Source organism: Shewanella sp. 6_MG-2023, assembly GCF_030547195.1.
In the GTDB taxonomy this organism is placed as follows: Bacteria; Pseudomonadota; Gammaproteobacteria; order Enterobacterales; family Shewanellaceae; genus Shewanella.
The window spans coordinates 61,982-76,010 of sequence record NZ_JAUOQU010000008.1; the positions used below are offsets into that span (position 1 = coordinate 61,982).

The window sequence follows — 14,029 nt, forward strand, 5'->3', positions numbered from 1 at the left end:
TAGATTAGCGATTGTTAACCTGTTCGGTCTTGTGGAAAGCCAGCGGCATTGATAAAGTTACCTGATTTTTCTTTCTTCTGACGATACAGAATACAGGCTAGATACATGTTCAAAAAGCTGCGTGGCGTTTTTTCAAATGACCTATCGATCGATTTAGGTACGGCAAATACATTAATTTACGTTCGTGACGAGGGGATCGTGCTAAACGAGCCATCGGTGGTCGCGATTCGTGGCGAGCGTGGCAGCAGCGGACAAAAATCAGTAGCTGCTGTGGGTACAGATGCAAAGCAAATGCTAGGCCGTACTCCTGGAAATATTCAAGCAATTCGACCAATGAAAGATGGCGTAATTGCTGACTTTTACGTGACTGAAAAAATGCTACAGCACTTCATTAAGCAAGTGCATAACAATAGCTTTTTCCGTCCAAGCCCGCGTGTCCTTGTTTGTGTGCCAGTTGGCGCAACACAAGTTGAGCGTCGTGCCATTCGTGAATCAGCCATGGGCGCTGGTGCGCGTGAAGTTTACTTAATTGAAGAGCCAATGGCTGCTGCAATCGGTGCTGGTTTACCAGTATCAGAAGCTACAGGTTCAATGGTTGTTGATATTGGTGGTGGTACTACTGAAGTGGCGATTATCTCGTTAAACGGTGTGGTTTACTCGTCATCAGTACGCATTGGTGGTGACAAATTTGACGATGCCATCATTAACTACGTACGCCGTAACTACGGTAGCTTAATCGGTGAAGCAACGGCTGAGCGTATTAAGCACACTATTGGTACTGCATATCCTGGCGACGAAGTACTTGAAATTGAAGTACGTGGTCGTAACCTTGCCGAAGGTGTACCAAGAAGCTTTACCCTAAATAGCAATGAAATCTTAGAAGCGCTACAAGAGCCGTTATCAGGTATTGTGAGTGCGGTAATGGTTGCATTAGAGCAGTCTCCACCAGAGCTGGCTTCAGATATTTCTGAGCGTGGCATGGTATTAACCGGTGGTGGCGCATTATTGCGTGATCTTGACCGTTTGCTCATGCAAGAAACCGGTATCCCGGTGATGGTTGCTGAAGATCCGCTAACCTGTGTTGCTCGTGGTGGCGGTAAAGCGCTAGAGATGATCGACATGCACGGTGGCGACTTATTCTCTGAAGAGAACTAAAGAGCGAACCAATGGCGGTGTATATTTTGACTTCTATAGCTAAAATGTCACCGCCTGATAATTATGAAACCAATTTTTGTTCGTGGTATATCGCAACAATTTAGATTAACACTGGCAATTATCTTGTCGGTGGTATTACTTATCGCTAATGATCGCCTAGAACCTCTTCGTCAGTCCATTTCTTCTGTTTTAAGCCCGCTTCAATATTTAGCTAATGTCCCTGGTGTGATGCTGGATTGGTCTGCCGATTCTATTGCTACCCGTAATATGTTGGCGATACAAAACAAAGAGTTGATGCGCCAGCAATTACTGATGTCTGAGCGTTTACAACGTTTTGAACACTTGAGACAAGAAAATGAGCGCCTTAGAGCCTTACTCGGCTCACCGGTGCACATGGACTCGCGTAAAGTGGTCGCAGAAGTGATGGAAGTGGCAAGCGATCCTTTCAGGCATTATGTGGTACTTAACCACGGCGCTCGCACAGGGGTATTCGTCGGCCAGTCGGTTGTCGATGCCAAAGGCGTTGTTGGCCAAGTGGTTGAAGTGAGTGAACTTACCAGTCGAGTATTATTATTGACTGATACCAGCCACGGTATTCCGGTGCGAATTACCCGTAATGATGTTCGCGCCATTGCTCAGGGCACCGGTGATATCGATGAAATCGAATTACGCCATGTGGCTAAAAGTACCGACGTTAAAGTGGGTGACTTACTGGTGACATCGGGTCTTGGGAAGCGTTTCCCTGAAGGTTATCCTGTGGCGCGAGTGATGAATATCTCCCGTGATGCTGGCCAAAGTTACTCAGTTATTTCTGCGCAGCCATTAGCGGCCTTAGACCGTATCCGTTATGTATTATTGATTTGGCCTGATGAAGACCTTGAGTCTCTCAAGCCAACATTAGTCTCCGATATTCCTCCCCTTGAGGCAGATGCTGAATTAGTGACCGATACTGAGGTGAGCCAATGAGTGCGCATATTGCCAATGGCCGCATGGTGGTGTTGATCACCATTTTTGTCAGTATGATGTTTCAAATCATGCCGCTGCCGCCCATTGTTGAAGCTTGGCGACCAGATTGGTTGTTAATGGTTATGATTTATTGGGCGATGGCACTGCCACATCGTTATAGCGTACTTACCGCATGGGTCGTTGGCGTGCTGCTTGATGTGCTGCTTGGCGCGACCTTAGGGGTGCGCTCGTTAGCACTTTCGATTGTCATTTATCTTATTGTGATTCAATCGCAAAGGTTACGTAACTTTACCCGCTGGCAGCAGTCTATATTGGTGGCGCTGTTTGTGTGTTTATACCATTTGATTATTTATTGGGTCGAATTTGTGGTTAACGGGGTTGGCTTCGATTGGTCGATGTTCCTACCTGCGATCTCCAGTATTTTCATGTGGTGGTGGTTTTTTTGGGTGCTACGCAACATTCGTCGACGTTATAAGGTTCGCTAAGTATGAGTTGGGTTCTTGCTTCAACATCGCCACGCCGCAAAGAGTTACTGGCCCAAGCTGGGTTTTCAGATGCTGGATTTTCTTTTAAGCAGGTAGCACCTGATATTGATGAATCACATATTGCTGGTGAGTCAGCCGCCGATTTCGTGCTGCGATTAGCTAAAGAAAAAGCCGCTGCAGGCTTGGCCTTGTGTACTGAAATCGACGATGCCAAAGTATTAGGCTCAGATACGATAGTGGTGCTAGGTGAACAGATTTTAGGTAAGCCAGTAGACAGACAAGATGCTCAAGCTATTTTAGCGTCATTGTCGGGGCAAACCCATCAAGTCATGACAGCTGTTGCAGTGACTGATGGCACTACAACCCTAACAAGGCTTTGCCAAACGGCGGTAACCTTTTGTGAGTTATCCGCCCAGACTATTGATGCCTATATTGATACCCAAGAGCCAATGGATAAAGCTGGCGCTTATGGTATTCAAGGATTAGGTGGCTGTTTTGTACAGGCAATTACAGGCAGTTATTCTGCCGTTGTCGGGTTACCGTTAGTAGAGACTCGCGAACTACTCATTGAAATGAACCTGATTAAATAAATAACACTCCTTTAGGTTATCTGTCTTTGACACTGAGCTGCAGAAGTTGGCTCGATAACCCATATCGTATAACAAGACGTTAAACAGGTGGCTTATGCAAACTAAAGCTCAGCGTAAAAAAGGCTCTGAATTACTGATTAACGTGACGCCAACAGAAGCGAGAGTCGCACTGGTTGAGCATGGCGTTCTGCAAGAAGTCCATATTGAACGACGTATGAAGCGTGGTTTAGTCGGTAATATCTACAAAGGTAAAATCAGTCGGGTGCTACCTGGTATGCAAGCCGCTTTTGTGGATATCGGTCTTGAAAAAGCTGCATTTTTACATGCCTCAGATATTGTTCCCCATACCGAATGTGTTGCCGATGTTGAAAAAGGCAACTTTGTGGTGCGTGATATTGCCGAATTAGTCAGGCAAGGTCAGGACATCATAGTGCAAGTCGTCAAAGATCCTCTTGGTACTAAAGGTGCTCGTCTCACCACAGATATTACTTTGCCTTCACGCTACTTAGTCTTTATGCCAGGTTCAAGCCATGTGGGTGTATCTCAGCGGATTGAAGAAGAGACTGAGCGGGCTCGCTTAAAAGCGATTACCGAACCTTATGTTGATGAAGATGGTGGTTTTATTATTCGCACCGCTGCTGAAGGCGTAGGCGATGATGAACTGGCTCAAGATGCCGCGTTTTTGCGCCGGGTATGGAAAAAAGTTTGTGAACGTAGAAAGCGCAAAGGCGCGACTTTGTTGTATCAAGACTTAGCCCTACAGGTGCGGATTATTCGTGACTTTGTTGGCGCCGAACTTGACCATATTCAAGTGGATTCTCGACGCACTTTTGCAGAACTGCAGGGTTTTGCGCAAGAGTTTATGCCTGAAATTGCCGAAAAACTTGAGCATTACTCAGGGCCAGCACCTATTTTTGAACTCTATGACGTTGAAAATGAAATTCAGCGCGCATTGGGGCGTAAAGTCGAATTAAAGTCAGGCGGCTATTTAATTATTGATCAAACTGAAGCTATGACCACAGTCGATATTAATACCGGCGCTTTTGTGGGGCATCGTAACTTAGCCGAGACCATTTTTAATACTAACCTTGAAGCCACTCAAGCGATTGCTAGGCAGCTGCGGTTACGTAATTTAGGTGGCATTATCATTATCGACTTTATTGATATGCTAAATGATGAACATAAAAAGCGGGTGCTAGACAGCTTAAATAGCGCTTTAGCGAACGACAGAGTTAAAACCAGTGTCAGCGGTTTTTCGGGTTTAGGTTTAGTGGAAATGACCCGTAAGCGCACCCGTGAAAGTTTAGAGCACGTCGTCTGCGGCGAGTGCCCAGCTTGCCAAGGTACTGGCTCAATGAAAACCGTTGAAACTGTTTCTTATGAAGTGTTTAGAGAAATCATTCGCTTGAATCGTGCTTACCAAGCAGATGAGTTTTTATTGTATTGCTCGCCTGCGGTTTATAAGAGCTTAAGCAATGAAGAAGGGCATTTATTAGCCGAGCTTGAAGTGTATATCGGTAAACGTATTAGACTGCAAAATGAAACCTTATATACCCAAAATAAGTATGACGTGGTGATGGTGTAGTGCCCAAGAGTAAAACCTTAATTGCGTGCAGAATATGCTTTCAATCAGTAGCCGTAGTCTTGGTACTATTCGCGCTAGCGGTCAGTCTTATCCGCGGTTTACTGCCACATTTACCTGAAGTGCGTTCAGAAATTGTTGATTATTTATATCAGCAATATCAGCTTGAGGTTCAAGTGGGTGAGGTTTCTGCTGAATGGCAGGCCTATGGCCCCGCTTTAACCGTCAGTAATATCGTGATCCCGCCGCAGCAAGCTATACCAGTGACTGCAATTGCCAGCAAGGTACATCTAAAACTGGATTTTTGGCAAACGCTACTTAGCCTTAGCCCGCAAATCGAAACGGTCAAGTTTGATGGCATTCATGTGGCATTGAACATGGATGCGCTTGCAAGCTCTGAGGCCACCTCAGCTGCTGCCACAGATCTCGATTGGCTCTATGCGCTATTGTTAGAGCAACTAGAGACTTTTTCAATCAGTGATGGCACCTTACAATTACTCAGTAACAGCCATGATTATCGGCCGATATTTATTAGTAATTTAACTTGGCATAATATGGCGGGCATGCACAGAGCTAAAGGCTTTATACATCTTGATGAGCAAGCTTCAGAAAAAGAGCTACTGGCTTTAAGAGTTGATTTAAAAGGCAGTGGTTATCAACCCGATAATCTTAAGGGCCAAGTGTATATCTCGGCTGAGTCGTTGGACTTGGGGGAATGGGCATCAAGACAACATGAGAAAGAGTTAAAGCTTGATAGTATTGAATTTGAAGGCATTGTAAATTTAAAAGCTTGGCTCGGGTTTGAGCACCGCACCATTAATACTGGTTTATTAGTCTTTGAGCCAAGTTGGCTACAATGGCATGGGACTACTGAGTCGCAGAAATTTGAAATTGGTGGCGGCGCGTTAACTTGGCAGCCCAGTGATAACGGCTGGCAGATTAATAGCTATGACCTTGATTTTAAATCGAATGAGCAAGCTTGGCCTGAATTACAACTATCTTTAAAAACCAACTACCGTGACTTATCCGTTAGCGTTAATCAAATCGCCCCAGAAATGCTGACACCATTATTGCCGTTAATCCCGTCAATGGGCCTTAAAGGGGTTGAGCAATGGGGTAAATTGCAACCACAGGGCAGTATTGGGCCACTGCAATTACTCAAAGTTGCCGATAAACCGCTATTGTTTAAAACTGATATTAAACAACTGCAATGGCAAGCTGCGGGGAATATTCCCGGCAGTAAACCCATTGATGGCAGCCTTTCTTGGGCTAATAATCTATTAAGTGCCGAGTTTCCTGCGCAGCAATATCAGCTAGATTTTCAAGATGGTTTTGAAGCGCCGCTAACATTATCGGCTGATGCATTTAAAGCGCAGTATAGTTTAGCTAAATCACGGCTTACCTTACCCAAAGTCCATTTTTACAATGATGATATTGATCTCGCCGCATCAATGCAGCTGGATATGGCTGCGCAAGCGCACTTGGCGTTAAATGCTAATGTGGCTATCAGCAATGCTGCCAATGCAGGGCGTTATTTCCCTCTTAAAACCATGAGTGATGATTTAGTCAGTTATCTAAACCAGGCTATTCTCAAAGGTCATATTCCTGATGCGCAAGTTGTGTGGCATGGTGATCTAAGCGGTTTTCCTTATCAAGACAGTTCAGGTATTTTTCAAGCTGGGTTTAACCTTAATGACGGCGCATTTGAGTTTCAGCCTGATTGGCCCAAAGTTGATGATTTGAGCTTATATGCCTTATTTGAAAATGCCGCCATGGATATCATGATTAATAAGGGCAAATTATTAGACGTAAATGCTGCTGGCGCCCATGTTTATATTCCGTTTATGGGTAAAGATACCACCTTAAAAATTGAAGCTGAAATCGCGGCAACAGCAGCGGCTGCAAAAACGCTTATTGATAACTCGCCTTTGCAATCATCTGTGGGGACGACCTTGGATGTGGTACAAATTTCAGGGGATATTATCAGTGATTTAGATTTAACCATTCCGCTGTATGAGGGCGGTGTTGCTGACAATAAAGGCTTAATTCATTTTAACGATAACCAGGTGTTTATCGCCACACCAGGGCTTAACTTGGAAAAAGTAAATGGCACTGTGGCATTTATTAATGCTGAAGTTAACGGCAATCAAATCAACGCAGATTTATTTGAGCAGCCACTGACATTTGATTTTGGCACCAACAAAACCTCAGCTGATGATTTAGCCTTAAGCGTTGGTTTAAAAGGATTGTGGGATTTAGACAATCTACCTGATTATATTGATAACCCGTTATCTGACTATTATTCCGGTCAACTGGATTGGGATGGCGGGGTCACTATGATATTTGATCCCACAGGTTACAGCCTGCAAGTACAGCTTAACTCAGACTTAGTTGGCGCTGAATTATCCTTACCTGCGCCGTTTACAAAAGCAGCCGCTACGCCTACCCGATTAAGTGCAGAGCTTATTGGCGATAATAAACAGGCCTCATTGGGGCTTAAACTAGCGAAACAAGCTGAGTTTTGGGGCGGCTTCAATCAACAAAGTGGTGATAATTTAGCCCATTATGATCTGATCTTGGGGCGTCAGTTTAAGTTAGGCGACAAGCTTGCCAAAGACCAAGGTCATATCATTATTGATTTACCAGATGCGGTGCTGACTCAGTGGCTGCCGATCATCAGTCAATTTACCGATAAGGCAAGCTCAAGTATCGATCTTCCAGATACCACGGCTGCGGCACTGGTAAATACTGAAGAGGAAATGGCCAGTATTTTTGCCAATAAGCCTGCAGCTGAGTCAGCCGTGGTTGATACTGTGACAGCCCATGCAGCGGAAACCTCAGCGCCCACTGAAAACCAGCCTAGCACCACAGAAGCTACCCTAACGCGGCCAAAAGCTAGCTTCTTCCCGCCGCTAGCGTTAATTGATGCCAAGGTGGGTAAATTAGATATTTTAGCCCAAGACTTTAATCAACTGAGTTTTAGCGCCAAGCCGTTAGAGCATGTATGGCGTTTTGATGTTTTGTCACAAGAATTTGATGGGCGGATTGATTTTTATTCCAGTTGGCGTGAACAAGGCTTAAAAGTTGTTGCCAGTAAATTGCATTTAACGCCCAGGGTTAAACCTGCTGAAGAAGCGGAGTTCAGCCCAGATAATATGCTCGATAATTTACCGCCATTAGCTGTGGATGTGGATGATTTTGGCATCTACGATAGGCGTCTGGGCCATTTAGTGCTGCAGGGTATTCCTTATGAAGACGGTTATCGCTTTCAAACATTAACCCTCACCCGGCCCATTGTTAGCTTGCAAGCTACTGGCGATTGGACCTTTAAAGATGGCAAAAACCTGACTAAGTTTGATGTTAAATTGAAAGCCAGTAAATTTGATGCATTGTCAGAAGTCCTTGGGATTAACCCCGGCTTAAAAGACGCCCCCCTTGATTTAGTTGGTGAGTTTTCATGGCAGGGCCCGCCTTATGGTTTCTCATTAGACACCCTAAACGGTAAATTACGTTTTGATATGGGCAAAGGTTACTTATCTGAAATTAGTGATAAAGGTGCGCGGATATTCTCGCTATTTAGCCTAGATTCTATAGTGCGTAAGTTATCTTTAGATTTTTCTGATGTGTTTGGTAAAGGGTTACACTTTGACTCGTTCGGGGGCTCACTTAATATCGATAACGGTGTGGTTAAAACCACTGACACTGAAATGGATGCGATTGCCGGTAATATGAAAGTGCGTGGTTATACTGATTTAACCACCCAAAGTTTAAATTATGATATTCGCTTTATTCCGCAATTGGCATCAAGTGTGCCTACAGTGGTATTACTTAGTACCAGCGCATGGACTTTAGGCTTAGGTGCCTTTGCCTTGACCAAGGTATTAGAGCCTGTGATTGAGGTTATTTCTGAAATTCGTTTTCGCCTTGGTGGTACTATGACCGAGCCACAATTAGAAGAGCTTGAGCGAAAAAGTAAAGAAATCGAAATCCCAGAATCAATTTTGCCAAGAACGCCAGCAACACAAGTCAGCCCTGATAAGGTCGGGGCAGGTACGGTAAGCTCGGAAGCTATTAGCTCTAAAGCTGAGAGTGTAGAACTAAACCGCTCTGAAAATCAGCCGAATGCAACTGATGTTAATAAAGCTAATGTTAATGACGCTGGTGTTAATGACGCTGGTGTTAATGACGCTGGTGTTAATGAAGTAGATGCTACTGACATAAACCTAAAAGCAGATGAAGCAGCCACAGAGGCCGCAGCCAATATCGTGTCCTTTAGCCTGTATCATCGACAATGCCAAGGAGGCGCCAATGCAAGTCAGTTTATTGCAATGTCAAAGCAGCACAGATGTCAAAGCCAATCTGGCCTTTATCGACTCGCAGCTTAGTGTATTACCTCGAAAGGCTAATGAACCGCAACTGGTAGTACTGCCTGAGTGCAGTTTGCTATTTGGTGGTCACGAGCAGCAGCAATTAGCTGTTGCTGCTGTGGAAGAATCCAGCAAACTTAAACAGCAACTGGCCGCATTAGCTCAGCGTCATCATGTTTATATGGTGGCCGGAACTATCCCGATTTCTGCAGATGCAGCTAGGGTCTATAGTCGCAGTTACTTATTTGATGATGAAGGCAATACCTTAGGCAGCTATGATAAGTTACACTTATTTGATGTTGAGGTTGCCGATAAAACGCAATCCTATCGAGAAAGTGATACTTTTTGCCCAGGGGATCGTATCACTGTCATTGACACCCCATTTGGCAAGATAGGCTTAGCCATTTGCTACGATATACGTTTTGCTGACTTATTCAGGGCATTAAGGTTAGCGGGGGCAGAAATTATTGCCTTGCCATCTGCATTTACTAAGGTAACAGGCGCAGCCCATTGGCAAACCTTGATCCAAGCAAGGGCGATTGAAACCCAGTGTTATTTTCTGGCTGCCGATCAATGGGGTCAGCATAACCAAGGTAGCCGAGAAACCTGGGGCCAAAGTATGATAGTAGACCCTTGGGGCAAGATTATCGCTGAGAAAAAGACCGGTCTAGGTTGGGTGCAAGCCCAGCTTGATTTAGCCGCCTTAGCGACCATAAGACAACAAATTCCAGTGGCGGCGCACAATCGCTTTATTGCGCCCCAATTAAAATAAATACTGAATTAGCTAACATACCGAGCGATGAATTAAGTTCGGTGAGACAAGAATCCACATACAGGCCATGGGGCTTAAAGAGAGAATTAATGCCATTTTTAGCTCAAGTAGAACAAAGTTTATTACAAGGCGCACTCACCCTTGACGGGCTGCAAGATTATCTGAACATTATTCATCAGCATAATATTGATTTTTCAGATTTATATTTTCAAGGCAGCCGCCATGAAACCTGGGCGCTTGAAGATGGCATTATCAAAGAAGGTAGCTTTCATATTGAGCGCGGAGTCGGTGTTCGTGCCATTACTGGCGAGAAAACCGGTTTCGCTTATGCTGATGAAATTAATCCAGCAGCATTACGCGCAGCAGCAGAAGCGGCAAGAGGCATTGCCTTGGCGGGCCAAGAGCACAAAGTACATGCCTTTAAACGTCATGACACCCATAAGCTTTACAGTAGTGATGACCCCATAGCGGCCATGGAAGAAGCGCCAAAAATTAATTTGCTCAAGCAAACTGATGCCTATATTCGTAGCCTAGATAGCCGCATTATTCAAGTGGTAGTGAGCTTGTCTGGCGTACATGAAGAAATTTTAGTGGCTGCCAGTGATGGCACCTTAGCGGCGGATATTCGTCCGTTAGTGCGCTTTAATTGTAGTGTTATTTTAGAAGATAACGGTAAGCGTGAGCGCGGCAGTGCCGGTGGCGGCGGTCGTCATGATTACAGCGTATTTATGGCAACTGATGACGCCGGTTTACCTGTGTGTTTTGATTTTGCCCGTGAAGCGGTGCGTCAAGCCCAAGTGAATATCAATGCTATTGATGCCCCAGCAGGTGAAATGGCCGTAGTACTGGGTAACGGCTGGCCTGGCGTATTGCTGCATGAAGCAGTAGGTCACGGTTTAGAAGGTGACTTTAACCGTAAAGGCAGCAGTGCCTTTAGCGGTAAAGTCGGTCAGCAAGTGGCCTCAGAATTAGTTACCGTAGTGGATGATGGCACCATTGTTAATCGCCGTGGTTCATTAAGTATTGATGATGAAGGGGTGCCAACCCAAAAGACCACCTTAATCGAAAATGGTATTTTAAAGGGTTATATGCAAGATAAGCTTAATGCGCGTCTAATGGGCGAGCCGACAACCGGTAACGGCCGCCGTGAATCTTATGCGCACCTGCCAATGCCACGTATGACTAATACCTATATGGAAGCTGGCACTTCAACGCCTGAAGAAATGATCAAGTCAGTAGAGAAAGGCATTTATGCGCCTAATTTTGGTGGCGGCCAAGTGGATATTACCTCAGGCAAATTTGTGTTCTCAGCCTCAGAAGCCTACCTGATTGAAAATGGCGAAGTCACCCAAGCAATTAAAGGGGCTACGCTTATTGGCAACGGTCCAGAAGCCATGAGCCAAATATCTATGGTGGGTAATGATCTGGCCTTAGATCAAGGTGTCGGCGTGTGCGGTAAAGATGGTCAAAGTGTACCAGTTGGGGTGGGGCAACCTACCTTGAAGTTAGACAGTTTAACCGTTGGCGGCACTGCTTAACAATGAAACCAAGGTGCCTTAATAGCACCTTAGTTATTTAGGCCATTCTAATCGACATTGCTTTATATTTAGCTACACTTAACTAACTGTTGTTGATGTAAAAAGTAAAGTTAGTCACGACTTGCTAATAACATAGAGTAAAAAATCTAATCAGGGTGGTGTAATGGGCTATTTGGTCATTTGTAATCGTATTATGTGCAGTCGTTTTGCCGCATTTTTAGTTGTGGGGATCAGCGTTATTAGCGCAGCTCAGGCTGAGCCCTTGGCTTTTAATCAGGCTTGGCAACAACTGCTAACGGTCAGTGATAAGTTAAAGGCGCAATCTCAAGAAGTCAGCCGCGCTGAAGCGGAGCAAGATGCGGGCAAAGACTTAAGTTTGCCCTCGCTTGATCTATCAGGAAGTTATACCCGCTTAGAAAAACCCGTAGAACTTGATTTACGGGATCTTAATCCCATTGCATCATTAGATCCCGCCGCTCTGCCGCCAGCCCTTGGCAATATCATTGGTGCGATCCCCGGCTCACTGTTTGTGACCCCGTTTACCGAGCAAGACGTTTTTCGAGCCAGTTTAAAAGCCATGTGGCCAATTTATACTGGTGGACAAATTACTGCGGCTCAAGGTATTCAAGCCGCCCAAGTGGAAGAAAAAAAGCATCAGTACGCCTTAGTCAGCCGCGAGCTGTTTACCCAGCTTGTCGATCGCTACTTTGCAGTAGCAGTGACCAAAACCTTAGTGCAAACGAATCAACAGTTGGTTGATTCGTTAACCGAGCACGCGTCACACGCGCAGAAATTAGAGCGCGAAGGGCAGATTGCCAAAGTTGAGCGCTTAAATGCCCAAGTGGCGCTAGAAAATGCCAAAGTTAATTTAGGCAGCTCCCAACGCCAATATGAAATGTCGACCATTGCTTTATCGAGAATGTTGCAGCTGAGCAATGCTACTCCTACATCGGGGTTATTCTCACTGGCGCAGCCGCCATCATTGCCGCGCTTAAGCCAGTTAACCATCAGCCAGCACCCTGCGCTAAAACTGCTGGAGGCTAAAGAAACCCAAGCGAATGGGCTAATTAAACTCGAAAAGGGTAAGTATCATCCCACCGTATTTTTATACGGTAATTACACCCTTTACGAGGACGATAGTTTATTTTCGCAAATTGAACCCGACTGGATGGTTGGATTAGGCGTAAATGTGCCAATATTTAGCCGTGATGGCCGCAGCGGTAAAGTCAAAGCCGCCCAAAGCGCCTTGTTGCAAGCTAAGCATACTAAGGCGCAAACTCAGCAAGACTTAAGCCTGCTGGTGGATCAAAGCTATCGCCAACTCCAGCAAGCAGATGAAGAAGTTAACGCCCTTAATGCCTCTTTAGCTCTCGCTACCGAAAACCTGAGATTACGTGAACTTGCCTTTAATCAAGGTCTATCAACCTCAATCGATCGGGTGGATGCAGAGCTTAAACTCAGCGCTGTTAAAACCCAGCAACTGGGGGCGCAATATCGCTATGTACAAGCATATGCCAGATTAATGGCCATCAGCGGTCAAGTGGATGAATTTATCGGTCGAACCCAATTACAGGAGAGCCAGCATGCGGGCTAATAAGATTATTGCAGTTATCGCCATTATTTTTTTGGTGGGCATATTAGCTAACGGCTTGAGATTGGCATTTGAGCCTAAACCCAGTGTATTGCAGGGGCAAATAGAGGCCAGAGAATACAATATCTCCTCTAAAGTGCCCGGCCGCGTTGAGCAAGTCATGGTTAGGCGCGGCGACAAAGTGGCCATTGGCGACTTATTATTTGCCATTAATAGCCCGGAATTAGCCGCTAAATTAATGCAAGCGGAGGGCGGTCGTGACGCCGCCAATGCCATGCAACAAGAGGCGGATAACGGCGCAAGACAACAGCAAGTTACCGCAGCAAAGGAGCAATGGCTCAAAGCTAAGGCGGCGACAGAGTTAATGCAAACCACCTATCAGCGAGTTGAAAACTTGTTTAATGAAGGAGTGGTTGCCAGACAAAAGCGCGATGAAGCCTTTACCCAATGGCAAGCAGCTAAATACACTGAGCAAGCGGCGTTAGCTATGTATGAAATGGCCGATGAAGGCGCGCGAGTCGAGACTAAAGCTGCTGCGGCGGGTAATGCCCGTATGGCAGAAGGTGCAGTCAAAGAAGTGAATGCCATTTTAGCCGACAGCCAAATGCGCTCGCCTAAAGTGGCTGAGGTCAGTGACGTGTTATTACAAGCTGGCGAGTTAGCCCCAAGTGGTTTTCCTGTGGTCAGTTTAATTGATATGTCGGATGCCTGGGCCGTATTGCAACTACGTGAAGACCAATTGGCTGAGTTTAAAGTGGGCAATGTTGTGTCGCTAACCATTCCGGCATTAAAACTGACCACGGACTTTACAGTGGCGCACATCAGTGTGATGGGCAGTTTTGCGACTTGGCGCTCCACTGAAAGTGGTCACGACTTTGATATGCGTACTTTTCAAGTCGAGCTGCGCCCCAATGAAGCCATTGATGATCTTAGAGTGGGCATGTCAGTATTACTGACATTAGATTAATCTCAGCATTTACAAG

10 protein-coding genes are annotated in these 14,029 nt (G+C 45.5%); all 10 read left to right on the forward strand.

The window, feature by feature from the left end:
• Window positions 1-105: 105 nt before the first annotated feature.
• The 10 genes from Q4533_RS06725 (at window position 106) to Q4533_RS06770 (ending at window position 14,013) form a co-directional block, all read left to right on the forward strand.
• Window positions 106-1,155 (forward strand): rod shape-determining protein, encoded by a 1,050-nt coding sequence (locus tag Q4533_RS06725; RefSeq protein WP_076538556.1) that lies wholly within the window; start codon window positions 106-108, stop codon window positions 1,153-1,155.
• A 63-nt stretch (window positions 1,156-1,218) separates the two neighbouring features.
• Window positions 1,219-2,121, forward strand: coding sequence for a rod shape-determining protein MreC (mreC, locus tag Q4533_RS06730; protein ID WP_102439997.1), 903 nt, complete (start codon window positions 1,219-1,221; stop codon window positions 2,119-2,121).
• Complete coding sequence (gene mreD, locus Q4533_RS06735) at window positions 2,118-2,606, forward strand: rod shape-determining protein MreD (RefSeq protein WP_102531486.1); 489 nt, start codon at window positions 2,118-2,120, stop codon at window positions 2,604-2,606. Before mreC ends, mreD begins: the two co-directional genes overlap by 4 nt.
• Before the next feature lie 2 nt (window positions 2,607-2,608).
• Complete coding sequence (locus Q4533_RS06740) at window positions 2,609-3,196, forward strand: nucleoside triphosphate pyrophosphatase (RefSeq protein WP_102520456.1); 588 nt, start codon at window positions 2,609-2,611, stop codon at window positions 3,194-3,196.
• Between the two features lie 94 nt (window positions 3,197-3,290).
• Window positions 3,291-4,781 carry a ribonuclease G gene (gene rng / locus Q4533_RS06745; protein ID WP_102439994.1) on the forward strand — a complete coding sequence of 497 codons (1,491 nt, stop codon included), beginning with the start codon at window positions 3,291-3,293 and terminating at the stop codon, window positions 4,779-4,781.
• Window positions 4,781-9,163 (forward strand): YhdP family protein, encoded by a 4,383-nt coding sequence (locus Q4533_RS06750; RefSeq protein ID WP_303502452.1) that lies wholly within the window; start codon window positions 4,781-4,783, stop codon window positions 9,161-9,163. Before rng ends, Q4533_RS06750 begins: the two co-directional genes overlap by 1 nt.
• A complete protein-coding gene (locus tag Q4533_RS06755; protein ID WP_102475462.1) occupies window positions 9,087-9,917 on the forward strand; it encodes a carbon-nitrogen hydrolase family protein in 831 nt (276 codons plus the stop codon). The genes Q4533_RS06750 and Q4533_RS06755 overlap by 77 nt, the downstream gene beginning before the upstream one ends.
• Before the next feature lie 89 nt (window positions 9,918-10,006).
• Window positions 10,007-11,455 carry a metalloprotease TldD gene (tldD, locus tag Q4533_RS06760; protein WP_102439992.1) on the forward strand — a complete coding sequence of 483 codons (1,449 nt, stop codon included), beginning with the start codon at window positions 10,007-10,009 and terminating at the stop codon, window positions 11,453-11,455.
• A 193-nt stretch (window positions 11,456-11,648) separates the two neighbouring features.
• Window positions 11,649-13,049 (forward strand): TolC family protein, encoded by a 1,401-nt coding sequence (locus Q4533_RS06765; RefSeq protein ID WP_102475501.1) that lies wholly within the window; start codon window positions 11,649-11,651, stop codon window positions 13,047-13,049.
• Window positions 13,039-14,013 carry an HlyD family secretion protein gene (locus Q4533_RS06770; RefSeq protein ID WP_102439991.1) on the forward strand — a complete coding sequence of 325 codons (975 nt, stop codon included), beginning with the start codon at window positions 13,039-13,041 and terminating at the stop codon, window positions 14,011-14,013. The genes Q4533_RS06765 and Q4533_RS06770 overlap by 11 nt, the downstream gene beginning before the upstream one ends.
• Window positions 14,014-14,029: the final 16 nt, after the last annotated feature.

What these genes read in the sequence shown, in the direction of transcription:
- rng (WP_102439994.1), top strand. Translation starts at nt 3,291, where the DNA reads ATGCAAACTAAAGCTCAGCGTAAAAAAGGCTCTGAATTACTGATTAAC.
- mreD (WP_102531486.1), top strand. Translation starts at nt 2,118, where the DNA reads ATGAGTGCGCATATTGCCAATGGCCGCATGGTGGTGTTGATCACCATT.
- Q4533_RS06755 (WP_102475462.1), top strand. Translation starts at nt 9,087, where the DNA reads ATGCAAGTCAGTTTATTGCAATGTCAAAGCAGCACAGATGTCAAAGCC.
- Q4533_RS06740 (WP_102520456.1), top strand. Translation starts at nt 2,609, where the DNA reads ATGAGTTGGGTTCTTGCTTCAACATCGCCACGCCGCAAAGAGTTACTG.
- tldD (WP_102439992.1), top strand. Translation starts at nt 10,007, where the DNA reads ATGCCATTTTTAGCTCAAGTAGAACAAAGTTTATTACAAGGCGCACTC.
- Q4533_RS06770 (WP_102439991.1), top strand. Translation starts at nt 13,039, where the DNA reads ATGCGGGCTAATAAGATTATTGCAGTTATCGCCATTATTTTTTTGGTG.
- Q4533_RS06725 (WP_076538556.1), top strand. Translation starts at nt 106, where the DNA reads ATGTTCAAAAAGCTGCGTGGCGTTTTTTCAAATGACCTATCGATCGAT.
- mreC (WP_102439997.1), top strand. Translation starts at nt 1,219, where the DNA reads ATGAAACCAATTTTTGTTCGTGGTATATCGCAACAATTTAGATTAACA.
- Q4533_RS06765 (WP_102475501.1), top strand. Translation starts at nt 11,649, where the DNA reads ATGTGCAGTCGTTTTGCCGCATTTTTAGTTGTGGGGATCAGCGTTATT.